At 53.2% G+C, this 26,035-nt stretch carries 16 protein-coding genes; 5 read left to right on the forward strand and 11 right to left on the reverse strand.

Going from position 1 to position 26,035, the window contains the following annotated elements:
* Positions 1–21 precede the first annotated feature (21 nt).
* The 3 genes from H7F31_RS28315 to yicI all read right to left on the reverse strand — a co-directional run bounded on the left by H7F31_RS28315 (position 22) and on the right by yicI (position 7,937).
* Positions 22–2,916, reverse strand: coding sequence for a glycoside hydrolase family 3 C-terminal domain-containing protein (locus H7F31_RS28315; RefSeq protein ID WP_187101527.1), 2,895 nt, complete (start codon positions 2,914–2,916; stop codon positions 22–24).
* The gene (locus tag H7F31_RS28320) at positions 2,913–5,345 is read right to left on the reverse strand and encodes a glycoside hydrolase family 95 protein (protein ID WP_187101528.1); all 2,433 of its coding nucleotides are present in this window, start codon (positions 5,343–5,345) and stop codon (positions 2,913–2,915) included. The genes H7F31_RS28315 and H7F31_RS28320 overlap by 4 nt, the downstream gene beginning before the upstream one ends.
* Before the next feature lie 300 nt (positions 5,346–5,645).
* A complete protein-coding gene (gene yicI, locus H7F31_RS28325) occupies positions 5,646–7,937 on the reverse strand; it encodes an alpha-xylosidase (protein ID WP_187101529.1) in 2,292 nt (763 codons plus the stop codon).
* 295 nt (positions 7,938–8,232) lie between these two features.
* Here yicI and H7F31_RS28330 point away from each other — a divergent pair, with 295 nt between their 5' ends.
* On the forward strand, positions 8,233–9,135 hold the full coding sequence (locus H7F31_RS28330; RefSeq protein WP_187101530.1) for an AraC family transcriptional regulator: 903 nt from the start codon (positions 8,233–8,235) through the stop codon (positions 9,133–9,135).
* 106 nt (positions 9,136–9,241) lie between these two features.
* A complete protein-coding gene (locus H7F31_RS28335) occupies positions 9,242–9,970 on the forward strand; it encodes a class I SAM-dependent methyltransferase (RefSeq protein ID WP_187101531.1) in 729 nt (242 codons plus the stop codon).
* 263 nt (positions 9,971–10,233) lie between these two features.
* On the opposite strand, the gene H7F31_RS28340 is transcribed toward H7F31_RS28335, so the two are convergent.
* Both H7F31_RS28340 and H7F31_RS28345 read right to left on the reverse strand, forming a co-directional pair.
* Positions 10,234–11,154: a fumarylacetoacetate hydrolase family protein gene (locus H7F31_RS28340; RefSeq protein ID WP_187101532.1), complete on the reverse strand. Its 921-nt coding sequence runs from the start codon at positions 11,152–11,154 to the stop codon at positions 10,234–10,236.
* Positions 11,155–11,199: 45 nt separating this feature from the next.
* The gene (locus H7F31_RS28345) at positions 11,200–11,988 is read right to left on the reverse strand and encodes an SDR family NAD(P)-dependent oxidoreductase (protein ID WP_187101533.1); all 789 of its coding nucleotides are present in this window, start codon (positions 11,986–11,988) and stop codon (positions 11,200–11,202) included.
* 304 nt (positions 11,989–12,292) lie between these two features.
* Between H7F31_RS28345 and H7F31_RS28350 the strand changes: the two genes are divergently transcribed.
* Positions 12,293–12,976, forward strand: a complete 684-nt coding sequence (locus H7F31_RS28350) for a transcriptional regulator (protein WP_187101534.1) — start codon at positions 12,293–12,295, stop codon at positions 12,974–12,976.
* A 770-nt stretch (positions 12,977–13,746) separates the two neighbouring features.
* Here the strand turns inward: H7F31_RS28350 and H7F31_RS28355 are convergent.
* Complete coding sequence (locus tag H7F31_RS28355; protein ID WP_187101535.1) at positions 13,747–14,493, reverse strand: IclR family transcriptional regulator; 747 nt, start codon at positions 14,491–14,493, stop codon at positions 13,747–13,749.
* Between the two features lie 83 nt (positions 14,494–14,576).
* A complete protein-coding gene (locus tag H7F31_RS28360; protein WP_187101536.1) occupies positions 14,577–15,464 on the reverse strand; it encodes a LysR family transcriptional regulator in 888 nt (295 codons plus the stop codon).
* Positions 15,465–15,588: 124 nt separating this feature from the next.
* Here H7F31_RS28360 and H7F31_RS28365 point away from each other — a divergent pair, with 124 nt between their 5' ends.
* Positions 15,589–16,773 (forward strand): MFS transporter, encoded by a 1,185-nt coding sequence (locus tag H7F31_RS28365; protein ID WP_187101537.1) that lies wholly within the window; start codon positions 15,589–15,591, stop codon positions 16,771–16,773.
* Between the two features lie 181 nt (positions 16,774–16,954).
* Here H7F31_RS28365 and htpG read toward each other — a convergent pair whose 3' ends face one another.
* The 4 genes from htpG to H7F31_RS28385 form a co-directional block, all read right to left on the reverse strand.
* The gene (gene htpG, locus H7F31_RS28370; RefSeq protein ID WP_187101538.1) at positions 16,955–18,835 is read right to left on the reverse strand and encodes a molecular chaperone HtpG; all 1,881 of its coding nucleotides are present in this window, start codon (positions 18,833–18,835) and stop codon (positions 16,955–16,957) included.
* An 812-nt stretch (positions 18,836–19,647) separates the two neighbouring features.
* Positions 19,648–20,052, reverse strand: a complete 405-nt coding sequence (locus H7F31_RS28375) for a carboxymuconolactone decarboxylase family protein (RefSeq protein WP_187101539.1) — start codon at positions 20,050–20,052, stop codon at positions 19,648–19,650.
* A gap of 73 nt (positions 20,053–20,125) precedes the next feature.
* Positions 20,126–21,769: a thiamine pyrophosphate-binding protein gene (locus tag H7F31_RS28380; protein WP_187101540.1), complete on the reverse strand. Its 1,644-nt coding sequence runs from the start codon at positions 21,767–21,769 to the stop codon at positions 20,126–20,128.
* A 14-nt stretch (positions 21,770–21,783) separates the two neighbouring features.
* Complete coding sequence (locus H7F31_RS28385) at positions 21,784–24,018, reverse strand: putative bifunctional diguanylate cyclase/phosphodiesterase (protein ID WP_187101541.1); 2,235 nt, start codon at positions 24,016–24,018, stop codon at positions 21,784–21,786.
* 403 nt (positions 24,019–24,421) lie between these two features.
* Here H7F31_RS28385 and H7F31_RS28390 point away from each other — a divergent pair, with 403 nt between their 5' ends.
* A complete protein-coding gene (locus H7F31_RS28390; protein ID WP_187101542.1) occupies positions 24,422–25,996 on the forward strand; it encodes a histidine kinase N-terminal 7TM domain-containing diguanylate cyclase in 1,575 nt (524 codons plus the stop codon).
* Positions 25,997–26,035 lie beyond the last annotated feature (39 nt).

Genomic DNA, 26,035 nt, shown 5'->3' on the forward strand with positions numbered 1-26,035 from the left:
GTGATGGCTCCGCTTTCCCGCTTAAACAAGTTTGAAGTGGCTTAGCTTCACTTCTCCGGTCAAAAGGATACGCACGGCTCCGCCATCGGCGTGCGGTGTCAGCTTAAGCCCGGTCGGCAGCGGAATTTCGATATCCTTCCAGATGCCGCTGTCATCCGGAGACAAGTCGATGCCTCCTAACACTGCACCGCCAACTGAAGCATGCGACACCGCCAGGTATCCTCCGCCAGCACCAACGAGAACTCGACCGGCAAACACCCGCGCACCGGAAAGCGCCTCCGCGTCTAGCTGTTCGAAGCTGATCCAGCCGCTCCCCCCGGACTTCGGCGTCACGCATGACCCGCCTTCCTTGCACTCGTCCAGCATGATGTTCTCATAATCGTCGTAATTGTCTCCGCGCGTCGTGACGGTCAGATCTCTCGGAGCAATCGTCGTACCGCCGGCAAGCCTTGTCGTCTCGGATACACGAATGTCCGCGCTGGACGCGCCAGCCATAAACACATATTCGGCTTGCTCCAGTACGAACCGGTCGCTGGTCACATCCCACATCGCCAACTCCTCGGCAGAAATGCAGAATGCGATATTCTTGCTTGCTCCAGCCGCAATACTTACTCTCCGAAATGCGATCAGCTTCTTAAGCGGACGGCGTACGCGAGATCCTTCTACGCGTACATACAGCTGTACAACCTCATCCGCGTCAATCGCCGAGTCGTTGGTCACGGTTAAGGTTACGGACACCGCTCCTGCCGAATTTACATCGTTAGCCTGAATCGTATCGTCTTTAACGCTTAAGCTGTCATACGCAAAGCGCGCATACGACAAACCGTGGCCGAACGGATAGAGCGGCTTATCCTCCAAATACAAGTAAGTCCGTTTCGTCTTCATAATGTCGTAATCCATAATATCGGTCAGCTGATTTGCGGATTTATACCAGGTCATGTTCAGACGTCCGGCCGGCGATTCTTTCCCGAACAAAATGGCGCCTAGCGCGTGCCCCAGCTCCTGTCCTCCATGCGACGTATACACGATGGCCGGTATCTCCTTCTCCAGCTCCTCTCCTAACGTGAAAGGATAACTGCCGACGATGACGACGACCGTGCGAGGATTGGCTGCAAGCGCAGCGCGGATCAGAGCTTGCTGAGCATGCGGCAGCTCCAAGCTTTGGCGGTCTATCTCTTCTTTGCCGTTGATGAGCGGATTGTTGCCTACGACGACGATCGCGGCGCTTGCTTCCTTGGCGGCCAGAGCAGCTTCCTCCAAGCCGTCCCTCTCGACGTTCTTGAGGACGCGAGCCGTTGCAGGATGCGCTTTGTCTTCGCCATGTACCGTTAGCGCTCCAGCAGCCTCGGGGACGATTATGCCCTTGCCATTCCACGTCGCAAGCCCGTAGCCGGATTCACCATCGCCTTGCGGGGCGAGCCCAATGATCTCCTTCACGAACCAGCCGTAAGCTTCGTCGGCATTCGCCGCGAGATGGGTATCGTCGCTGCTGGACAACAGCTTGCCGTTCGTCAAGCTGCGCAGCGTGTGGCTGCCCCAGCCCCAATCGGTCAGCTCGAAGCGCTCCGTCTTTGCTGATGTTTCTGCGGTGGTGGAGAGCTTGGCCCCATCCTCATCCAATACGAGCGCACGCCCGTCAGCTGTTCTTAGCGAGACGATGTCGTTGCCGCTGTGGAACGTGACGCGCTCCGAACCTGCGGCTGCCACGATGCCTTCGAAAGGCGTCACTTGATAAGCAAGCGTGCCGGAGTACCAGTCGCGGTATACGACATCGCCAAGAGGACCCAGGACCGCGATGCTGCCGGCGTCATCGTTATCGAGCGGCAGCATAGGGTCGCCGCCAGGCAGCGGATCGTTTTTCAACAGCACCGTCGATTCGATCGCCGCGCGGCGAGACAGCTCGCCATGCTCGGGATCGCATAGTTTGCTTTCGGGCGTATTGGCGTAAGGGTTAACCTCATCCGGATCGAATTCGCCCAGCCGAATCCGCACTCCGAACGTGTTGCGCAGCGCTTCGTCGAGATCCGCTTCCGCTAGCAGCCCTTCGGCAAGCGCCTCGCGAATAGCGCCGCAGCTTTTCTCCTTGTCGTCGGTAATACTGTCGATCCCCGCCTTGACGGCATGGGCGACGGCTTCCTTATACGTGGCGTAATAATGATGATCGTTCACGATGCCCAGCAGATCGCCCGCGTCGCTGACGATGAAGCCGTCCATGCTCCACTCCCCTTTGACCACTGCCTTGACATCCCCGTGAAGGATCGTTGGCGTGCCGTTTACGGAGTTGTAGGAGGTCATCATCGACTTTGCCCCTCCTTTGACGAACGCCGGCTTGAACGCCGCCTGGTAATACTCCTTCATATTGCGCGGATCGATGCTGGCGGAGCAGCTTCCCCGGTTGATCTCGTTATTGTTCCCGATAAAATGTTTCAGCGTCGCCACCGTCTTGAACAGCCGCGGATGATCGCCTTGCAAGCCTTGCACGAGCGCGGCTGTAAGCTCACCTGTCAATACCGGGTCCTCGCCGTACGCCTCCTCCGTCCGGCCCCAGCGCGGGTCGCGCTCCATATCGACCGTCGGCGCCCACAGCGTAAGTCCGTTCGCCTCGGGATTGCGCTGGTAAAATACCCTTGCCTCGTCGCCGATCGCGGAGCCGATGGCCTTCATTAGCTCCGGATTCCATGTGCAGCCAAGACCGATCGGCTGCGGGAACGCCGTGGCTTCGCCGAGCCACGCCATGCCGTGGGCGGCTTCCGTTCCGTGTTTGTAAGCGCGGATTCCGAGTCGCTCGATAACGGGCTGGTATTGCATCATCGATTCGATCTTCTCCTCCAGCGTCAGCCTGGAGACGAGATCCGCTGCGCGCGCCTTGGCATTCAACTCTATATTCATAAATGGATAATGATTCACCGGGTTCATAGTTGTTCCCCTTTCTTTATGAAAAAACGCTCTCCTGCTTTGGTCGCAATGGGGCGTTCGTTATCGATTTCGCGTCCTTCGGCATCCAGGATGACATAGGCGGCATCCAACTTCAGCCGTAGCTCGGAGCCGTGGAAAGACGTAATCGTAGCCTGCTCCAGCTCTCCTCCGCTCCATTCGATGCCGATCTCAAAGCCGCCTCTCGCCATCAAGCCGCTTACGCTTCCTTCCGCCCAAGCATCCGGCAGCGCAGGCAGCAGTTGTATATTGCCGCCGTGGCTTTGCAGCAGCAGCTCCGCGATGCCCGCCGTGCCGCCAAAATTGCCGTCGATCTGGAATGGCGGATGATTGTCTAACAGATTAGGTAGCGTAGATCGCGACAGGAGCGTTTGGATGAACGTGTAAGCCTCCGCCCCGTCTCCAAGACGCGCGTATAGGTTGATCAACCATGCGCAGCTCCAGCCCGTATGCCCGCCGCCGCCGCGGATCCGCTTGCTTAGCGTCAACTTGGCCGCCTCGGCCAGCTCCGGGGTTCCCTCCGGCGTGATGGCGTCTCCCGGGTACAGTCCGTAGAGATGGGAAACGTGACGATGGCCCGGCTCATGCTCCGCGAAGTCGCCTCCCCACTCCCGGATCGTTCCTTCAGCCGTAATGACCGGTTCCGGCAGCCGAGCGGCAGCTGCCCTTATTTGCTCCAGCAGTGAACGCTCCTCTTCGTCGTCTTCGGCCACGCCGATCAACTGTGCCGCTTTAAGCAGATGACCAAACAGCTCGCGGATGATTGAAATGTCCATCTCCGAGGAGATGGCGACGCTGGCGGCTTCCCCTTCGTGTGTCAGAAACTTGTTCTCGGGAGAGGTCGACGGACTGCTTCCCAGCTCCCCGCCAGGCATCTCATGCAGCCAGTCCAGGCAGAACAATGCCGCCCCGCGCATGACTGGATAGGCTTCAAACGCCAGAAAGTCGGGATCCGGGCGGTGCAGATAACGCTCCCAGCAGTGGCGGGCCAGCCACGCGCCGCCAAGCGGCCAGAACGCCCAACTGGGATGTCCGCCGGAAGGGCTGGACATCCGCCAAATATCCACGTTATGATGCGCCGTCCATCCTCTGCAGCCGTAATGAATGCGCGCCGTACGAGAGCCCGTCTCGCTGAGCTCCCTGATCAGACGCATCATCGGCTCGTGGCATTCCCCTAGATTTGTGGACTCCGCCGGCCAATAATTCATCTGAACGTTAATATTTGACGTATAATTGCTGTTCCATGGCGGTTGAACGCGTTCGTTCCATATGCCCTGCAGATTGGCGGGCTGCGTCCCTTGCCTGGAGCTTGCGATCAACAGATATCGCCCATATTGGAAGTAAAGCGCCTCCAGCCCGATGTCTCCGCTTCCGTTCCGGTAAGCTTCCAGACGTTCGTTTGTCGGCAGGCCGGCCGCCGATTCGGAATCGGCGGCTACGTCTTTTGCCTCTTGCGACGCGTCTCCCCTGCCAAGCTCGAGCGATACTCGGCCGAACAGGGCACGGTAGTCATCGTTATGACGCTTAAGGAGCGTCTCGTAATCCATGGTTCGCGCCTTCAACTGACATTCCGAGTTGCGTGCGTCCAGCTCCTCGATAAGTTGGCCCGGCTGCTCGTCGAAGCCTCGGAAGCTGCTGGCAGCGCACAGCCGCAATTCGGCGGTGCTGGCGTTCGTGATTCGCAGTCGCCCTTCTTCGTCGACTGCAGCTCTGCCGTCCGTAAAGACCTCGAGTCTTGCATTGAATATAATGCCTCGACCGTCTTCGTATTGAACAGCCCATGGGTGATCGCCATGGTAATTGTCCGCGATATGGACAGGACAGCGCCCGCTTAGGCGAAGATTTGCCGAGCCCGCCGCCCTTCCGAGCGCTGCGGATTGTTGCGCCCTATGCGGACTCTGCAGAGTGACCGTTAGCGACAATGCTCCAGGTGCCGAAGCTTCGTAACGGCTGACCAGCAAATCATCCGGAGCGCTGACCCAGTTGACGCGTCTGTAGTCGACGCCGCCGTAGCTGAATGCCACCGAAGCTGTCGCTTCGCAGATATCCAGCTCGCGTCGATAGCCGTTCGTCCGCACCAAGACAATTTCCTTGCCGTCCCCGTTCAGCTGTTCTATGATCAGGTCGCCCAGAGGCTGGTAGGCCTGTGAGTTGACGCCAAGCATTTTATCTCCGATTAATGCCTCCGCTTCCGCATAGCGCCCTTCCGCCAACAGCTCCCTAGAGCGCTTTAAGTAGCGCAGCGCCTCGTAATTGTTCGTATCCCGAGGGAAACCCGACCATAACGTATCCTCGTTTAGCTGAAGCCGCTCCGTCCCGATACCGCCGAATACCATCGCGCCCAGTCTGCCGTTGCCGATCGGCAGCGCCTCGTTCCAATCCGCTGCCGGCTCGTTGTACCACAATTTCATCGTCTCATCACCTCCGTCCAACTTCCCTTACAGTCCATCATAACGAACGTCGACCAACCGCAATACCGCTTTCATTCCACATAAAATCATATGGAAATTAGACATGGCCAGCACGGAAACTATTCCGCCAAATTCCCTTCTTATCGAAAAAACGGACAACAGAGCCGCTATTGCCTCGATTTAACGCTTATGCGCGCTTCAACCGACCAATAACGTCCCTGTGGTCCGTTACAATCGCGATACTTCTCCGCCCAAGAACGGCGGGGATATCCTTGTTGCTTCCGTCTTCCAAGGGTAAGACTAGCCCTTCAGCGTTACAGCGAAGCTCTCGCACGCGCCACCCGCCGGCACCTCTACTTTGCTTCCTTCTTGGCCCGCGATCTCGAACGCGAACGCATGGCCCGCCGAACGCTCCACCTTAACGGTGACTTCATTGCCATTGCGCGTTGCAACTGCGCTTAGCGAGACGCCGCCCTTCGTATCGTGCGCGGTCGCGGTTGCCGACTTGCCGTCTTCCAGAGCGAACAGCTTTAGCGTCACGCCATCCGCATATTCGTAGTCCGGCACGTTGTCGTTCGCGCCGATCGCAAGTAGCGTATTCGGCCTTACGAATAGCGGCAGGCTCATAAAATCATGGGTCTCCTTGCGCCACGAGCCGCCTTGCACCGTCTCTCCCGTAAGCAGATGCGTCCAAGTGCCTTGCGGCAAATAATACGTGACCCGACCTTCTTCGTTAAAGATCGGCGCAACGAGCAGGCTGTCGCCAAGCATATATTGGCGGTCGATCGTCTCGCAGCTTGGGTCCTCGGGGAATTCCAGCACCATCGCGCGCATGGACGGCACGCCTTCTTCCTTTGCCTGCACGGCCGTGCGGAACAGGTAAGGCATGAGCGAGCACTTGAGCCTTGTGAAAAATCTCGTTACGTCTACCGCTTCCGTGTCGTACGCCCATGGCACCCGGTACGATCTGCTGCCATGCAGCCTGCTGTGGCTGGAGAGCAATCCGAAGGCTAACCAGCGTTTAAACACATGCGCCGGCGCCGTGCTCTCGAAGCCGCCGATGTCGTGACTCCAGAAGCCGAAGCCGGACAAGCCGAGGGAAAGACCGCCCCGCAAGCTTTCGGCCATGGACTCGTAATCCGCATAGCAGTCCCCGCCCCAGTGAACCGGGAACTTCTGCCCGCCCGCCGTAGCCGATCTCGCGAACAACGCCGCTTCGCCTTGGCCGAGCTTATCCACCAAAACGTCGAATACCACTTCGTTATAAAGGTACGTGTAGTAGTTGTGCATTTTAAACGGATCGGAGCCGTCGTGGTAGACGACATCGGTCGGAATCCGCTCGCCGAAGTCCGTCTTGAAGCTGTCCACTCCCATGTCCACCAGCTCGCGCAGGTAGGAGGCGTACCACTCGCAGGCTGCCGGATTCGTGAAGTCGACCAGCGCCATGCCCGGCTGCCACATATCCCATTGCCAGACGTCGCCGTTTGGACGTTTCACCAAATAGCCGTTTTCCTTGCCTTCTTTGAACAGTCTGGAGCGCTGGGCGATGTACGGATTGATCCATACGCAGATCTTGAGTCCCTTCTCCTTCAAACGCTTCAGCATACCGACGGGATCGGGGAAAACGCGTTCGTCCCATTGAAAGTCCGTCCAGTGGAATTCTCTCATCCAGAAGCAGTCGAAGTGGAAGACGTGAAGCGGCAGATCGCGCTCCGCCATGCCCTCGACAAATGACATAACCGTCGATTCGTCATAGTTGGTCGTAAACGACGTCGTCAACCAGAGGCCGAATGACCATGCCGGCGGCAGAGCCGGCTTACCCGTCAAGTCGGTATAGCGGCCCAGCACTTCCTTCATGCTTGGCCCGTCTACGATAAAGTAGCTCAGCGATTCGCCTTCGACGCTGAATTGCACCTTCTTCACCTTTTCCGACGCAATCTCAAGCGAAACAAGCTCCGGATGGTTGATGAACACGCCGTACCCTTTGTTCGTCAAATAGAAAGGAATGTTTTTATAGGATTGCTCCGAGCTTGTGCCGCCGTCCTTGTTCCACAGATCGACCGTTTGGCCGTTTTTTACGAACGAGGTGAAACGCTCGCCAAGTCCGTATACCCATTCGCCAACGCCCAGATCAAGCTCTTCGCGCACGTACGCCTTGCCTTCGCCTTCGGCTTTGATATAGGCCATGGACTTCTGGGCGCTGCCCGTCAGCCGCTCGCGGCCCCGGTAAAAATCAACGCGCCATGTGTCTCCCTTGCTAATGCGCACGCTAAGATTGCCCGTCGTCAGCGTTGCCGCCTCGTCCGTCTCCTCGATGACCGCGTGGCCGCCGTCGCTTGCCAGCTCGAATGCGGGACCGCGTTCCACCACGCCCGCATGGTTAATCAGCTTAACCCCGATCACGCCTTCGATCGGCGAGTGGAACTGGACCGTGAGCAGCATCGTGTCCAGCATATTGGAGCGCGACAGAATGGGCCGAGGCGACGCGTAGGCCGTTAATTGCCCTTCCGACTTCTCGAAGTCATGCGCCTGCACCGCGCTTAGTACCTCGTACCCTTTGCGTATCATCCAGTTGCCGTCTGTAAATTTCATGTGTAAAGCACCGCCTTTATTTTGATGAACAACCGTTTATTGTTACAGTTGCTCCCATTCATTTCTTACCGGACACTTGCCCGCAATTTCACCTTTGTACAATTAATAGGCAGCCTCTTGGTGTCTGTTAGATTTTTTAATTTGTTGTTCACAAGTCTTGGAGTTGCATCATTTCCTCTACAAAGAATAAAATAGAATTATATTATACTTGCAGTATACTGACTAGTAAGCGTTTCATCTAACAGAATTATGCCTGTTTATAGCACGATTCTGATGCATGGGAGGGGGATGTATAATGGATCGTTCGCAGAAGGAATCGCTCAAGGAGAATCGCCTGCATGGAACGGAAGCGTTCCCTCTGGCGGCGTACCGCATCGGTCCCATCCCCCCTGGAGAGCCGGTGCTGGAATGTCATTGGCATGCAGAAGCGGAATGGTTCTATATGCTGGAGGGAGAAGTACTGTTTCAGGTCGGGACGGACTACTTCCCCGTCCGGGCGGGCGAGGCCGTCTACATCGACGGCGGGGATATACATGCCGGTCATGCGCTTGGGGATTCCCCGTGCTCGTATTGCGCCGTCGTCTTCGATACAGAGCTGCTTGCGAGCGCGGTGATCGATGCCGTGCAGGAGCGTTACGTCGTTCCGCTGCGGGACAAGTCCCGCACCTTCCCCCGCCATCTGAAGCCGGGGACGGACTGGAGCGATGCCGCACTGGGCTACTTGTCCGGCTTGATCGACGCAAGCGAAAGACAGCAGACGGGATACGAGGCCGCGGCGAAAGGGCTGTTATTTTTGATGCTGCACCAATTTGCATCCTCGGAGCAGCTCGTTAGCCGAAGCGACCACGGGGGCAACGCTCCACTTCAAATCAAGCTTGAACGGCTTAAGGCCGTCATCGGCTATATGCAGGAACATTACGGCCGACCGATCCGAATCGCCGAGCTGGCAGAGCAGATTCCGATGAGCGAAGGACAGTTCAGCCGCTTCTTCAAAAGCATGACCCACCAAACTCCCGTCGAATACTTGAACGGCTACAGAATCAAAAAAGCGGCCGAGCTGCTGCTCCAGCCTGACGCCAAGATCGCGGCTGTCGCCATGGACGTCGGCTTCGATCATATCAGCTACTTCGTAAAGGTGTTCCGGAGCCGTATGAAATGCACGCCGTCCGAATACAGAAAATCGCATATGATTGGCTAGGCCTGAGCCGGTGCCGGGGTTATAGCTGCCGGAACATTCGCCGTCGCTCAAATCCAATCTCTAGCATGTCCCGAACTTCCCATTAGTAATGAAGGAGGCCTTATTAATGAAACAAAACAAATACGACGAAGAGGAATTTTTTGATGCTTATGGCAAGATGGAGAGGTCCTTGAAAGGTTTGGAGGGCGCCGGAGAATGGCATGTACTGCGATCGCTGATTCCCGAGCTTCGTGACCGGAGCGTGCTGGATCTGGGCTGCGGCTATGGTTGGCATTGCCTGTACGCGCATGAGCAAGGCGCAAGCGACGTAACCGGCATTGATATTTCGGCGAAAATGCTGGAGAAGGCGTCAACGTTGGCCCAAGGAACTGGCATACAATATATGAGGTTGCCTATCGAGGATATCGTGTTCCCGCCAGATCGCTTCGACGTTGTCATCAGCTCTCTGGCTTTTCATTACGTAGAGGATTTTAGTGCAATCTGCGAGAAGATCTACAATTGCATGAAGCTTGGAGGGACGTTCCTCTTCTCGGTCGAACATCCCGTCTTCACCGCCCGCTCAGAGCAAAGCTGGGAGTATGGAGAGGATGGCAAGGCGCTTTATTGGCCGCTGGATAACTATCAGTCGGAAGGACAACGCGTCACTTCATTCTTAACCGATAACGTCGTGAAGTACCACCGGACGCTGGCAACTTACATAAACGCGGTCATCCAAGTCGGCTTCGTCGTGACGGCTGTCGCGGAGCCGAAGCCGGCAGAGGATAAGCTGGACATCCCCGGTATGCGGGACGAGCTGCGTCGACCGATGTTTCTCATCATTTCCGCCACGCGGTGAAGCGACTGTGCCATTCTATGGCGGTGTAACCCGATTTTCTCGGGTTACAGCTCACAATCTCGCTTCGCGACATGCTGTAACCCGATTTTTTCGGGTTACAACTCACAATCTCGCTTCGCGGACATGCTGTAACCCGATTTTTTCGGGTTACAGCTCGCAATCTCGCTTCGCGGCAGGCTGTAACCCGATTTTTTCGGGTTACAGCTCGCAATCTCGCTTCGCGGCAGGCTGTTACTCCACTGGCATTCGTACCGTCCAGATCATTACCCGACTTCTGCTACCATTGTATTCGTTAGCGAACCCAGCTTTTCGATCTCGATCGTCACGACGTCGCCTGGCTGCAAATAAACGCGCTCATCGACTGGCTTGCCAAGGACAACACCTTCAGGCGTACCCGTCAAAATGACATCCCCTGGCACCAGTGTCATTAGCTGCGAGATATAACTGACAATTTCATCGCAATAAAAGATCATGTCTGAAGTGTTGGAGGCTTGGCGAACCTCTCCGTTAACGATGCATTTGATCTCCAACTGATTAGGGTTGCCGACTTCGTCCGCCGTTACCAGATAAGGACCGAGCGGCGAAAACTTGTCACAGGATTTGCCCGTCAGCCATTGCGACGTACGGAACTGCAGATCCCTGGCGGACAGATCGTTGACGTTGCAATAACCAAGCACATAGGACAACGCGTCTTCCTTGGCCACGTTTTTGGCCTGCTTGCCAATCACGATTACCAGCTCCGCCTCGTAGTCGACCTCGCTTGATACCTTCGGCAGCGGAATCTCATCTCCCTGACTTGCCAGCGTATTGCTGAATTTATTAAAGAGGACGGGATAAGTCGGAATCTCTGCGCCGGTTTCCTCCGCGTGTTTGCGGTAATTGAGCCCGACGCAAATCATTTTGTTAGGATGAGTAACGCAAGGTCCAAGCGTAAGAGTCGACTCCTGGCGAATATAAGCAAAACGGTTGTCCGCGCGGAGAGCAATCTCGACAAAGGTCCGAAGCTTATCCATTGCATTCGCACCGCCTTCGATAACCGCCTGCAGCGTGACAGGTACTCCGTCTTCTACGTCCATGCCTGATACGTTGCCCAGTGCCGCGGCTATGTCCAATATTCCCTCTCCTTCCCCGCTATGTACGCCAAGCTTATACGTCTGATCCTCGAAAAAGGTTAACAATTTCATTATCCATTCGCTCCCTTGTCAAGTTGTGATTGTGTTTTGCTATCGCTAAGCATCTTTGCCAAATACGGCACCGCCGTCGATATAAAGCGGCGATCCCATCATAAACTTGGACTCCTCGGAGGCCAGGAATACTGCTGCGTGCGCCACATCCTCGGGCCGCCCCATCTCGCCGCTTAATTGACGTTTTTTGAGAGACTCAATGGCCGCTTCGGGATCGTCATACGATTGCTTGAGGTAATTCTCGACAAATGGTGTCAAAATCGTGCCCGGAAGCAAAGCGTTAACGCGAATGCCATAGGACGCGTAATCCACTTGCATCGATTTCGTTAGCGCCAGCACCGCCCCTTTGGTCGCCGAATAAGAAGCGCGTTTAGCCAGTCCGATCTCCGCCACGCAAGAAGACATATTGATAATTACTCCGGACCTGCGTTGCATCATGGAGGGTAGTACATACTTGCTCGGGAGATATACGCCTCTTATGTTGACTCTCATGACTCGGTCCCAGACATCCGGCTCCACTTCGTGCAGGGCGCCCACTCCGCTAATGCCCGCATTATTAAACAACACGTCGATTTGGCCGTGACGCTTGATCGCTTGTTCGACCATCGTTTCTACCGAGAACGGATCCGTCACGTCCGCAACGATTAACGATGCCGAGCCTCCGGCAGCCCGAATCTCCTCTACCGTCTCTTCTCCCTTGCCTTCATCCAGATCGTTAACAATGACCGTCGCCCCTTGCATGGCAAAGGCGATTGCGGAACACTTGCCGATCCCGGATCCCGCACCTGTAATCAACGCCGTTTTATGCTGCAATCGATGTCCCTTTATGCTCATGATAACCTTCTCATCTCCTTTTGGTTTATTATAATAAACCGTGTTTTCTATATTAAAATAGTAACACAGTCATTCCGATTCCACAATAAAAAAGAGGCCGTTATAAACGGCTGCCTCGTAGATCAGTAGGTTGAGCGAATCCGTATAAGTCTCTCTCTTGAATCTGAACAAATGTCAATGCTTTACTAAGACCAACGGTCGTGAAGCACATGCCGCTTTGATACTTAAGTGTATCGAAGCGGCATTTTTATGTTTAAGCGAGAAAACAGGAGAATACATCACTTTATAGTGGGAGGATGGGTTTGTGTTTAAAAAAGAATACGAATTATGGTTGCAGAAGCAGATTAATCAGGAGAAGAACCATCGTAGAAAAGAATTATTACAGAAGGGACTAAGTCATGGATCCTTTGAGATGCTCCGGCTGATCTGGTATCCTGTTGTCGGTAATTTCGATCATTTATATCCCGAATGGGAGGTCCGTGATTTTAATAACGGCTACCGCTATCTTGACTTTGCCTTTTTGCGGGGCGGTGTCAAGGGCAATATTGAAATACAGGATTATCGATCCCACGCCAGAGATTTGGATACACTTCGATTTAAAGACTTATGTCGACGACAAAGTTTGTTATCGCTCGATGATTGGGTCTATATGCCGGTCGCATATTCATCAATACGTGATGAACCAGAGTTTTGCAAGCAGTTAATATTATCGTTCGTTGGCAAGTTCCTATCAATCAATGTGGATGCCGGGTTAAATGGCCTGGAAGCGGAAACGGTACGATTCGCGCGACGGAAGCTCAGGCCGTTTACACCGAATGAACTCGCCGTACATCTTCGAATTACTGACCGTTATGCGCGAATGTTGCTTCATCGTTTAGTCGAGGGGCAACAAATAACAGTCGTTGGCGGAAACATAAGATTTCGGACGTATCATTTGAATATGGGAGGGCTGTTGGGGCCGTCGGAGGACTATGAAAGACCAGAATAAGAGCTTGCGGAACTGAGGGACGTTATTACTCGCAGAGGAACTTGGAAAGCCGGTTGAAGCTTGCGGAACTGAGAGACGTTATTCGTCGAAAAAGAGGGCTTTTTTGATCCATAGCGGAACTGAGCGCCTTTATTGCTTTCAATTTTAATGGAATCACCAGTAAAATAGGCGAATAGCGGCGCTCAGTTCCATTAGCATTAAAATAACGGAAGAATCCTCCAAATAAGGCCCCACATTTCCGTTACACTCGCAACTCGAGCAATTCAACTGGAGTAATGCAACGGGAGCAATACATCTCAAGCAATACAACTCGGCAATGCAACTCAAGCAATGCAACTGCAGCAACGCAACGGGAGCAATACATCTCAAGCAATACAACTCGGCAATGCAACTCGAGCGACGCAACGGGTGCAATGCAACTCGAGCAATTCAACTGAAACAATGCAACTGAAGCAATGGAAGTTCTTTACTTGCTTGCATGGCGCCTGTCCGACACTTGACGACGCCAACCGCAAAGATCAATTTAAACGCACTACTCGCCTTGAACGCAGTACTCGCCCTGCGCGCCGCGCTCATGCCGTTTGAAACCCAATGATCATGCCTACCGCTTCCTTTACGCGAATGGCCATCTGTCTTCGCAATACATGAAAATCCACCCTCAGCCTTTGGCAACGGGCAAACGCGTACTGAGGCAGTTTATCCGCAACCGGGCAACAGCTGGAAAGGCCAACACCCCGAAAGGCCCGTGCCCGTCTACGCGGGTCTTTCCGTCAAAACGATAATCTAGCCGATAATTGCTTAAGCTCTTTAAGCACATTGGATCCTTTAGTCTCCCACCGATGCTTGAGCATCGAACAACTGACGGCAGAAACCACTTGTCCGCCTCGGGTGATCGGAACGGCGATGCAGCAGAAACCTTGCACCGCTTCCTCCAAATCCTCTGCGTACCCTCTTTCTCTTACTATTGTCAGCGCCTTCTCTAACGTGTCGAGATCGGCGATCGTATTCGGAGTCATTCTTTGTTGCCAGGCATAGGCGCTATACAGCTCCGCAACCTGCTCGGGAGATCGTGCGGCTAAAAGCACTTTTCCCAGCGCCGTCGAAAGAGCAGGCAACCGCATGCCCGGTTCGGACATCAGCTTGACGGGACCGGGATACTCTTCTTTGGCCAAATACAGCACCTCTGTGCCTGCCAGCTCCGCCAGTTGTACCGTCTCCTCGATGACGCTTTTCGTTAGCGCCGCTTCTATATGAAAGGAGTCGATTAGATCATGATATTGAACGTATCCGCTCACGAAGGAGCCCATCGCTGGGCCAAGCCAATACATATCGTCTTTGTCTTTACGAACCCAATTTAATTTCTCGAGCGTGTTAAGCACGAAAAACATCGAGCTCTTATTAATTTCCGTTCGTTTGGATAACTCCATAAGCCGCAGCTTGCCTGGATGCTCTGCCACAAGTCGCAGCACGCGATCTGCCCTCTCAATGGCCGGCACCCAATATTTATTATCCGTCATTACTGCCCGCCTCGATTTCTTAGCCAAATATAGCTATTTTTGCGAACCATTATAACAAGTCCAAATCCCCGATTCAATAGCTCTCACCCTTTTGGACCGCCAAAATAAGAAATCGTTTTTTCAATGAACAATTTGGTTGCTTGACCTAGATACCGGTCCGATTGATAGATGACGCAGAGATGCCTCTCAGGCGCCCCGCCTTCGATTTTTATACACCGGAACGCCGGATCGTTAATGCTTTCAATCAGGGCAATGGGCTGCACAGTCGCGCCGATATTGGCCTTTACAAGCTGCAGGATAGATGTGACCGAACCCGTCTCCATTATCGTCTTCATGACGAAGCCGTGCGACTTAAAGGTCATGTCCACGATCGTTCTTCCAATCGCGCCGATCGGGTACATCACCATGCCGATCTCCTTCAGCTCGGCGATCGCAATCGAATGGCGATCTGCCAAAGGATGATGCTCCGATACCACTAATCCGTATTCCTCCGTACAAACCGGAATCGTTACGAGCCGCTCATCCTTTACGGGCATAAGCCCGACGCCGATATCCGCCTGGCCGTTCAGGACGAGCTGCAAGATTTCAATCGATGGCGTTATGCTAAGCTTGATTTGGGGATATTCTTGATGATACTCGATCAGAAGCTTGGTGATCCGGTAATCCAAATCCGAAGGCAGGACCCCGACGGATACCGTTCCCAGACGAAAGCTTTTTAGATCATGGATGGAGTCTCTCGCATATTGCATCCTTCGCAAGATGTCTTCTCCCTGCTCTCTCAGCATTCTCCCCGCCTCGGTAAGAGCGATTCGTTTGCCGATTCGATCGAATAACGTTACCCCGAATTCATTCTCTAAGGCGCGAATTTGCAGGCTAAGCGTCGGCTGGGATACGCCCAGCTTCTCCGCCGCTTTCGTTACGTGCAATTCCTCGCTGACCGCCAGGAAATATTCCAGCTGACGAAACTCCATCGTCATCCCCCTCAATCATTGTCTTAACCTATCATCATCATAGTTTTCATTGTATTGATTAATCGGTATGATCGCAATACACTAGATCATATTCCACAAAGAGCGAAACAGGAGGACCGCCATCATGCGCAAAACAACATTGCTTCTTCTAGCGTTATTTCTCGCTTCCCTTAATTTGAGGCCTGCGATTACCTCCCTCGCTCCCATGCTGGAGACGATTCGGGAATCGCTAGGCATTAGCGGCACGACCGCAAGCTTGCTCACCTCCATTCCGGTTCTGTGCATGGGCTTGTTCGCGCCAACCGCCGTTATCTGGAGCCGGAAGTGGGGATTGGAGCGCACGATCATGATCGCGGTGACGCTCATAGGTATCGCCACGGCCGGCCGCTACTTTGCCTTTTCGTCCGGCATCCTGCTTGCCAGCGCGTTTGCTGCGGGCGTCGGAATCGCGGTGGCCGGTCCGCTACTATCCGGCTTCATCAAAAAAAACTTCGCCGACAAAGCTTCCTCCATCGTCGGCATCTATTCCATGGCGCTGGTCTTTGGCGCCGCGGTCAGCGCCGGATTTGCGGTACCGTTGCAATCCAAGTTCGGCAATTCCTGGCAAGCGTCCGCCGCCATTTGGGCCTTGTTCGCTTTTGCCGCCCTGCCGCTGTGGATCTACCTGACCAAGAAGAACCGGATCGCGCTGGCTTCGCGCCCCTCCTCTTCGGGAGGCATCAGGCTGCCAATACGCAATAAACGCGCGTGGCTGCTCACGCTGTATTTTGGCCTGATGGCCTGCGAATTTTATTCCATCACCGCCTGGCTGGCCCCCGCCGTGGAGAGCATGGGCTACGATGCCGGTTTTGCGGGAGCCATGTTGACCTTGTTTACGTTCATCCAAATACCGGTCAGCCTGCTCATTCCGTTTCTCATGTCCCGGTTCCCGCGAAGGTTGGTATGGCTGCTCGCCTGCGGATCGCTGGAACTGATTGGTTTGGCTACGCTCGCTATGTCCGGCAACCCCTGGTTCTCCACGATCTTGCTTGGTCTAGGCGCCGGGGGACTGTTCCCGATCGCGCTGATGCTGCCGATCGAGGAAACCTCCGATGCGGAATCCGCGAGCTCCTGGTCTGCCTTAAACCAATCCGGCGGATATGTGATTGGCGCGATGGGCCCCGTTCTCGTCGGCTGGACGCATGACGCAACCGGCGGCTTCACGCTCGCCTTCGCGGGACTTGCCGCCATTGCCGTCGTGATGATGATCGTGCAACTGCGGATTGGCAACAGAAAGCCGGTTCCTACAGCAAAGCGCAGCGCCGCCTAACGACAATTATTGCCGGGGAAATAGTCCTTTCGGCATATGCCGCTCTTCTAAAAAAGAGCTCATCTCCTACTTTGGTTTCGTAGGAAATGAGCTCTTTTTGTTTAAACGGAGCAGTCTTATTGTCATCGACACTTTGAGCAAGCTCCTATGGATGATGCCGTCATACGAGTCTTCGCGATGGTTACACCATCACTTTACAAATATCGTTCGTAAATTCCACAGGATCCTGGAGTGGAAGTCCTTCGATCAGCAGAGCTTGGTTGTATAGCAGCTGCGTATACAAATTAAACTTCTCTTTGTCAGAGCCGTGTGCGTTCTTAAGCGATTGGAACACGTCGTGGTTAACATTAATTTCCAGAACCTTGTCCGCTTTCACATCGCCGCTGTCCGGCATCGCTTTAAGAATTTTTTCCATCTCGATGGAAAGCTCGCCTTCAGCGGAGAGGCAGACGGGATGACTTCTCAGACGTTTGGAAGCTTTGACGGACTTCACTTTGCCGGAGAGCAGCTCTTGCATGCTGTCGAACAATTCCTTGTTCGTGTCCGCTTCCGTTTCGGACTCCTTGTCTTTTTCATCCTGCTCGAAACCAAGATCTCCGCTGGAGATGGAGCGGAACTCTTTCTCCTTGAAGTTCATGATCATTTTGATCGCGAACTCGTCGATATCGTCCGTCAGATACAGAATTTCGTAACCTTTCTCCAGCACGACTTCGATTTGCGGGAGCTTTTCGATCCGCGCGATCGATTCGCCGGCCGCGTAATAAATGTACTTCTGATCCTCCGGCATGCGGGATACGTATTCTTCCAGGCTGACCAGCTTGCTCTCCTTGGAGGAGTGGAATAGCAGAAGCTCTTGCAGATCGGCTTTGTTCATGCCGTAATCGTTATACACGCCGAACTTCAGCTGACGGCCGAACGCTTTATAGAACTTCTCGTAGTTGTCGCGATCATCCTTCTGCATCCCTTGGAGCAGGCTTTTGATTTTGTTCTTAATGTTCTTCGCGATCAGCTTCAACTGGCGGTCATGCTGCAGCAACTCGCGGGAGATGTTGAGCGAAAGATCCTCGGAGTCGACCATCCCCTTAACGAAGCTGAAGTAATCCGGCAGCAGATCGGCGCATTTGTCCATGATCAAAACGCCGTTGGAGTACAGCTCAAGACCTTTGGCATATTCCTTCGTGTAATAATCGAACGGCGCGTTCTCCGGAATGTACAGAATCGCGTTGTACACGACGGCTCCGTCGGCGCTGATATGAACATGCTTAAGCGGCTTGTCGAATCCGTAACGTTTCTCCGCATAAAATGCGGCGTAATCCTCGTCCGTCAGCTCGTTTTTGTTCCGGCGCCAGATCGGCACCATGCTGTTGAGCGTCTGCTCTTCGATCGTTTCCTCGAACTCGCCCTCGCTGCCTTCCTTCGGACGCTGGCTCGACATATCCATCTTGATCGGATAACGGATAAAGTCGGAATATTTTTTAATAATCGCGCGCAAACGATACTGCTCCAGGAACTCGTCGTACTGCTCGTCCTCCGTGTTCTCCTTGATGCGAAGCACGATCTCCGTTCCGACCGTCGCTTTCTCCGCTGGCGTAATCACATAGCCGTCGGCGCCTTCGGAAACCCATTGGTACGCTTGCTCGCTGCCAAGCGCCCTTGTCGTCACTTTCACTTCGTCGGCCACCATAAACGCGGAGTAGAAGCCTACGCCGAACTGACCGATTATGTTATGACCTTCCTTAGCTGCATTCTCCTGCTTGAACGCCAGCGATCCGCTCTTCGCGATAACGCCGAGGTTGTTCTCCAACTCCTCCTGCGTCATGCCGATGCCGGTATCCGTCAGCGTCAGCGTGCGAGCCGACTTATCCGCCGTCACTTTAATGAAATAATCTTCTTTATTGAACACGAGGCTGTCGTCCGTCAACGCTTTGTAATAAATTTTGTCGATGGCATCACTCGCGTTTGAGATCAGCTCCCGCAAGAAAATCTCCTTTTGCGTATAGATCGAATTAATCATCATCTCCAGCAGTCGTTTGGATTCCGCCTGGAATTGCTTCATAACCATGAATGCGCTCTCCTCTCAATTGTGGAACTATGTAATCGGGCTCCGTCATCGGCTTGTCCGACACTTCGTGTTAGCACTCATTCGTCAGGAGTGCTAATCCCTCCTTTTATATACCATATCTATAATTTTGATGTCAACTCTTTCGTTGGTTCTTTCATTGGCTTCCGTTAGTATCACTGTTATCCGTTTGCCTCTCAATCGATTCTACTTCTGCAGATGCAACTCCTTTATCCTCCGTTTGAAGCCAAGCATAGTTTTCTAAATCAGAACAAAAATCACCCTTAAGGGTGATTGGAAGTTATGTCTGCGAGTACGCGTCTCCTAAAAACCAATGACAAGGCAGAGGCGCTATTTTGTCGATTTTCGACATTTTCGTATTAAAAAAGTCCTTTTTCGATTCGGTTAACACCGCCCTGCGAGTGGAGAGCGAATGGGCTATTTTAGCGGAAATATCCGCTTTATTGGGCTGAGCCACAAGGTTGTACTGCTAACGGACAGGAGCATCGCTATTCTTCGATTAGATGATGTTACTAAAATCTAACGGACACACGCGCCTCTATTTGCGCCATCCGAGCGGCATTTTGCTATAATTCGGCCATATTACGGCGCTCCTGTCCGTTAGAATTTGATCTTTAAGCAAAACAGGCTAATAGTTTCCCGTGAGTCCGTTAGCTTCTGGACCGGCCCTTTTTCTATATGGCTAACTTTCTTATTTGGCAAAAAAAGCTGCCGCATCAAAGATGCGGCAGGCATAATTATTCCAAATAATGTTTTTTTGATAAATTTCCAATATCGAATCGAACGGACGATCCTCAGTCAACGTTTTCGCTCTCGCCCGGCTTGATGCCGCGTTCTTCGAATACGCGCATTGTCACGAACAAGCCGCTGATCGACTTAGGAAATCCTGCGTACGGCAAACAATTCATAATGGCCTCTATAATTTCATCGGGCGTGAGCCCTGCGTTCAGTCCAGCGTGAATGTGGAAGTCCAGCTGCGCATCGGAACCGGATGCGATCAGAGCGGAGATCGCGACGAGCGACCTCTGCTTTAGGTCCAGACCAGGCCTGGAGTAAATCATGCCATACGGGAACGATACGATCATATTTGCGAAATCCGGACTAAATTTTTTCACCTTATCAACCGTATCTTGCAGAACATCCGGGCCAACCATCTTGCCCAGCATCTCGATTCCTTTGTCATAAGTCTCCGAACTCATCGTACTCCCCCTTCTACCTATCTCTCAAGCAAAACCTTTTATGGTATGTTCTTGCGGCGGTTTACAGCCGAAATTACGCCATCGACAACAGGCGCGTCAAGATCGGCGGGATTTCCAGCGGATCGACCATCACTTCGATCACTGTCGGTCCGTTCGCGGTTAGCGCCGCCTGAACGGCTTCACGGATATCTCTCGGGTGGTGGCAGCGATAGGCCGCTGCCCCCATCGACATGGCGAATCCGCTGACATCGAGAGGATGCTCATATACCGCGCCTACGGAGCGCCCCGTATTGTAGGACATCCCCTTATCCACCATGTCCAGTCGGCCATTGTTCAAAACGAAAAAGATAACGGCCGCGCCATGGCTGACTGCCGTCGATATTTCGGTTCCTTGCATCAGGATGCAGCCATCGCCGGTAATACAGACGACCGGCTTATCCGGCTGCGCAAGCTTCGCGCCAATGGAATAACCGATTGCGGCGCCCATCGCGATAAATACTTCATCGAAATAAAAGGTACCCGTGCAAGGCATATCCAGATGCTGCACGGCATAGAAGGAGTGGCTGCCCGCATCACCGAACATAATCGCATCCTCGGGCAACGAAGCGCGCAGCGCGCGAAACGATTCTCCTGCTTCCATCGGGACACGCTGGTAAAGCTCCGGATCGTAGCCGGGCAGCGACTTCAATTTGTAATCGTCCGGTCTGCCTTTGGCGCCGGCCGTATGTATGACTTGACTCAGGTTTGCCTTCAAGTCGCCAAGCACGATCTCCGTATATACATCCACCGACTTGCCCGCGAATGTCAGATCATATTCGAATTGCAGCATATGCTTCGGCTTCATCTCTTCCGTAAAACCAGACAGCTGCATGTCGCACAGCTTGCTGCCGATGACGATCATCAGATCGATCCCCGATACCATATAGTCCATCGCAGTCGGTGATCCGCCCAACCCGTAACCTCCATGGTACAAAGGATGCGTTGTCGGAAAAGCGCTCTTGCCTCCTGGTGCGGTGACGACGGGAATACGCCAATGTTCGGCTATGATACGTATCTCCTCGAACGCTTCCGCCATCACTGCGCCTTTGCCGAGGAATAACACGGGACGGACTGCCTCGTCCAGCATCGCGACCGCCCGATCAACGCTTCGGGCGATGACCGGCGATGCGTAGTCCGGCATCATGACCTGGAAGTCCTCGATCTCTTCCATTAATACATCGAACGGGATGCAAAGATGGACAGGCCCCTTCTCCCCATGATAGGCTCTTTCGATAGCATGTCTTAGATATAGCGGAAGCAGATCTCCGCGTTCGACCCTTGCGCTGAATAGTGTGACCGGCTCGAACATCTTAACAAGATCCATCCCGAATTGGCTGGAATCCTGGCTGAGCGCCTTGCCTGTATCCTGCATGGAAGGTTGTCCGGTAATAAACAGCACGGGAACCCCGAATTCCTTGGCCTGCCCGGCGGAAGTAATCATATTGGTGCCGCCGGGCCCCGATGTTGCGATAGCTACGCCTAACGAGCCGCTCGCAAGAGCGTAACCCGAAGCCTCGAAGCCGCAGCCCGTTTCATGACGGCCCAGCACATATTGAATTTCCTGACTGTCCAGCTCCAGCATGAGCGGGGAAATCGATTTGCCCGGGATGCCGAATACATGCTTTACACCCCAGCGTTTGAAATGTTCTACTATGATCGAATATACCTTTTTTTTCATTTGGTCTCCTTCATCTAATACTCGTAATGGCCATACGGTTTCAAAATGCCTTCCAATTGCTCGGCAGGCAGCGGCCGGTGGAAGTAATATCCTTGCACCTCCCGGCATCTCAGCCGCTTTAAATAATTTAATTGATCCTCGGTCTCCACGCCCTCCGCGATGACGTCAATTCCCAAGTTGTAGGCCATGGCGATGATTGTAGACACAATGTCGGCGTCGATGGAATCCGTCATAATATCCCTTACGAACGACTGGTCGATCTTAAGCCTGTCAATCGAAAATAACTTCAAATAATAAAGATTGCTGTAGCCCGTGCCGAAGTCGTCGATGCATACATGGATTCCCAGTTTTTTGAGATCTCCAAGCACTTCGATCGCAAAATCAACATCCATCGTCATCGATTCCGTAATTTCCAGTTCCAGCAGCGAGGGATCGAGCCCCGTCTCCAACAGGATTTTCTGCACGGTCTCCACCAGATCACGCTTTAAAAATTGCCTCGTAGACAAATTGACGGATATTTTCATCGGAGTCACGCCTTGATCGATCCACGTCTTATTTTGAAGACATGCGGTTCGCAGCACCCATTCTCCGATGGGCACAATTAATCCCGTCTCTTCGGCGATGGGGATAAACTTGGAAGGCGAAACCAGGCCCAGCGTAGGATGGTTCCAGCGCAACAGCGCCTCCGTTCCGATAATATGTCCGGTCTCCAGCTCGATCTGCGGCTGATAATGCAAGACGAACTCATTGTTCTGCAGCGCCTTCCGAATGGAGCTCTCCAGCGTGAGCTGCTCCATGCCGATACTGGTCTTTGCGGCTTTATAAAGGGCGTAATTGTTTTTGCCCCCGTCCTTGGCCAGGTACATCGCGATATCCGCGCGTTTCATCAGCGTCTCCGCATCTGTTCCATCTTGGGGATAAAAAGCAATGCCGAGACTTGACGTAATGTAGAATTCGTATTCGTCAATCTCGAACGGCGTCTCGAATGCCTTAATGATGTCATCCGCTACCTTGATAATCTCTTCCTGACTCTTCATGTCCTTTACGACGATCGTGAATTCATCCCCGCCCATGCGGGCCACGAAGTGCTTGGAGTTGCGACAGCAATTTTTAAGTCGTCCCGCGACCAGCTTTAGCAAGGCATCCCCGTTGTTATGACCAAGATTATCATTGATTTTCTTGAAGCTGTCGAGGTCGAGGAACATTAAGCCGAACGGGCTGCGCTCGCCCTCTTGCGAGTCCAGGAGCTTCGTCAGATGCTGTGTAAAGAAGCGGCGATTCGGCAAACCGGTCAGATCGTCGTGATACGCGAGATGATTAATCTGCTTCTCGGCCTTGGATCTCTCGGTGATATCGCGAAATTGAGCAAAGGCTCCCATAATCAGGCCCTTCTGGTCATAGATCGGGAAGGCGTCGAACAGGCAGACGAGCCGCTCGTCTTGATTCTTCTGCTTAATGCTGATCTCCATATCCTCATAGACGATGCCGTAATGGAGAACCTCGTTGATGTATTGGCTAATCTTAAGCTCGACGATCGACTTGTGAAGCACGTCCTGCTTCTTTAGATCCGTAATATACTCGGCGAACTGATTATATTCGGTAATTTTGCCCTCGCGGTCGGTAATGATGATGCCGTTCCTCGTCGTCTCGATGACCACTTGATTAAGAATATGTAGTCTTCTGTTCTGCTTTTTGAGCAGGAGCTCGCGCTCGATGGAATCCACCACCGTGCACAACATCGCCAGCAGGAACGGATTATGCTGGTCGATCGTCGTCATAATGGTTATCGTGCCTAAGAGGCTGCTAACATCCGTGTGTTGGAACGGAACGGAATAACAAGCACTTTCTTCCAAGAAGTGAAAGTAATGATCCCTCCCGATCAACTGGAACGGCTCTCGATGATCCAGTGCCAGGTTTATACTGTTCGTGCCGGCTTCATGCTCCGTGAAGACAAGTCCGACCTTGATGCCGGACTGGCTGACGATGGTTTTGATCGTCTCGTCTCCGGCCATCTCCAGAATACATCCGTTCTCGTCCGAGATGAGAATCAGCAGCGGCAGCCCCTTCATGAGCTCCAGCATCTTGTTGACAAAAAAATTAATGACGGACAAAATCTCCTCGTACTCCATGCGCTTGCTCGCGAGCTCCGCTTCTGTCAGTAAAGTCGTGAACGCCGGCACGACCTCGGGGTTTATGCCGAGCAGCTTGCACCTGTCTTGCGATTGCCGCAGCCAAATCTCGTTATTCATCTTGATCCTCGCTTCCAACCATCCATCTATGAAATCACAAGGTGAAACGGTTGCGCCATCGTTGGGCGGCGCAGCGCGTTTCATAAAAAAAACATAATCTATGAAAAAAGCCAGCCTCATAGACTATGCAAGGTTAGTCGATCTGGCTGACGTTAGGCAATGAGTAATAAGGGTTTAAGGGATTTATAGACTTTTTGAACTTGTACCTATATCTTTCATCTATTTTACTTCACGGATTGTCAACGTTCAACAGTAATATGCAGGAATTTGCATGAAATTTGGGGAATTGGCGATTTTTTCAAAAATATCGACCCGAATACTTTCGCTTTTATTTGTTTGGCGCCGAACGCGTCACCTGTGATACCATAAAAAAGAGAATGATCACGAATGGAGGACATCCTTCATGCAGTTGGATTTGACGCCGTACATCTCGTTAATTACGACCTCGGGCGTGCTTAACACCTTTCTCTGCTTATACGTCTTTTTCAAAAAAAGAGAATTCCCCGAAGCCCGGCTGCTAGTTTGGTGGACGGCGCTGCAATCGGTCTATATCTTCGCCTTCGCCTTCGAGCTTGCCAGCGATACATTGGAAGAAATAAAGAGATGGGGAGTCGTCGAATATATCGGCATCGCCTTTACGCCCGTAGTGGGACTGCTCCTTATCATGCGTTATATTGATTGGAACATATCGAGAAGAACAGCTCGCGCGATGTTTATCATACCGGCCATCACGTTCCTGCTCGTCGCAACGAACGAGAGTCATCATCTCTTCTACAAGGACGTTTACCTCCGTTCCGACACGCCCACGCCCATGGCCGACATCGTCATCGGAGATTGGTATATCGTACATGGAGCCTATACGTTCGGTTGTCTGTTCGCAGGCGCCATCCTGCTGCTCAAGCAGTGGTTCAAGACAAAAAAAACCTTCCGTATCCAATTGCTCACTTTGCTCTGCGGACAGAGCTTGCCCATGATCGGAGCCTTCCTCTATCTGATCGGCGCTACTCCATATGGCACGGATCCCGTACCGTTCATTCTCAGCATCACCTCAGCCCTGTATATATGGGCCATTCTATCTACGCGCCTCCTCATGATAGTACCTATAGCCAAGGAGAATATATTCGAGAGTATGAGAGAAGGCGTCATCGTGCTCGATCGGTCGGGACGTCTGATCGATTATAATAAAGCTGCTTCCCGGATGATTCCCGCGCTCCGCAGAAGTTTGCTCGGCAAGAGGCTTGTCGATATATGGGAAAATCTGACCGGCTTGCCGCACTATGGACTAAAGCGTCCTGGAGCAGATGAGACGGTGCAGGAGCTGCAGTGGGAGAGCGGCGGCGTCCTGTCGATTTACCAGGCCAAATTATCGATCGTCAGAGGCCGGGGCGGCGATGTGATCGGAGATCTGCTTATGCTGGTCGATGTTACAGAACAGAAGCGGCTTGAGGAGCAGCTTCGTCATATGGCTTATTACGACGGCTTGACCGGCATCTATAATCGAACGCAGTTCATCATTCGCGCCAAGGAACAGCTCGAGCTGTCCGCATTGCGGGAACGCGCGACCTCCGTCATCCTGTTCGATATCGATAACTTCAAAGCATTTAACGACTCGTACGGTCACGAGACGGGCGATGATGTGCTGCGCCACGCAGCCGCCATCTGCCAGCGCGAGCTGAAGCCGGACATGCTGTTCGCGAGATATGGCGGCGAGGAATTCGTCGTAGCGCTGTATGGCGAGTTGCCGGAGAACGCGGACTTGATCGCGGAGCGGCTGCGTATCGCCCTGTCCGGCAATACGCTGGACTCTTCTGCACACGGAAGCCTCACCGTGACCGCCAGCTTCGGCGTCGCTTCTTCGGCGGACAGCGCCGCAAGTTTGGAGACACTCCTTAGGGAAGCGGACGCTGCCCTGTACGAAGCGAAGCGGGGCGGACGCAACCGGGTTTGCCGCTATCAAGGACGTTTGGCGGCGACTTAGACAAACAAACGAGGGGCTGTCTCAATGGTCAATGATAGA

The sequence above is a fragment of the Paenibacillus sp. PAMC21692 genome, from assembly GCF_014303795.1.
GTDB classification, from domain to species: domain Bacteria; phylum Bacillota; class Bacilli; order Paenibacillales; family Paenibacillaceae; genus Pristimantibacillus; species Pristimantibacillus agaridevorans.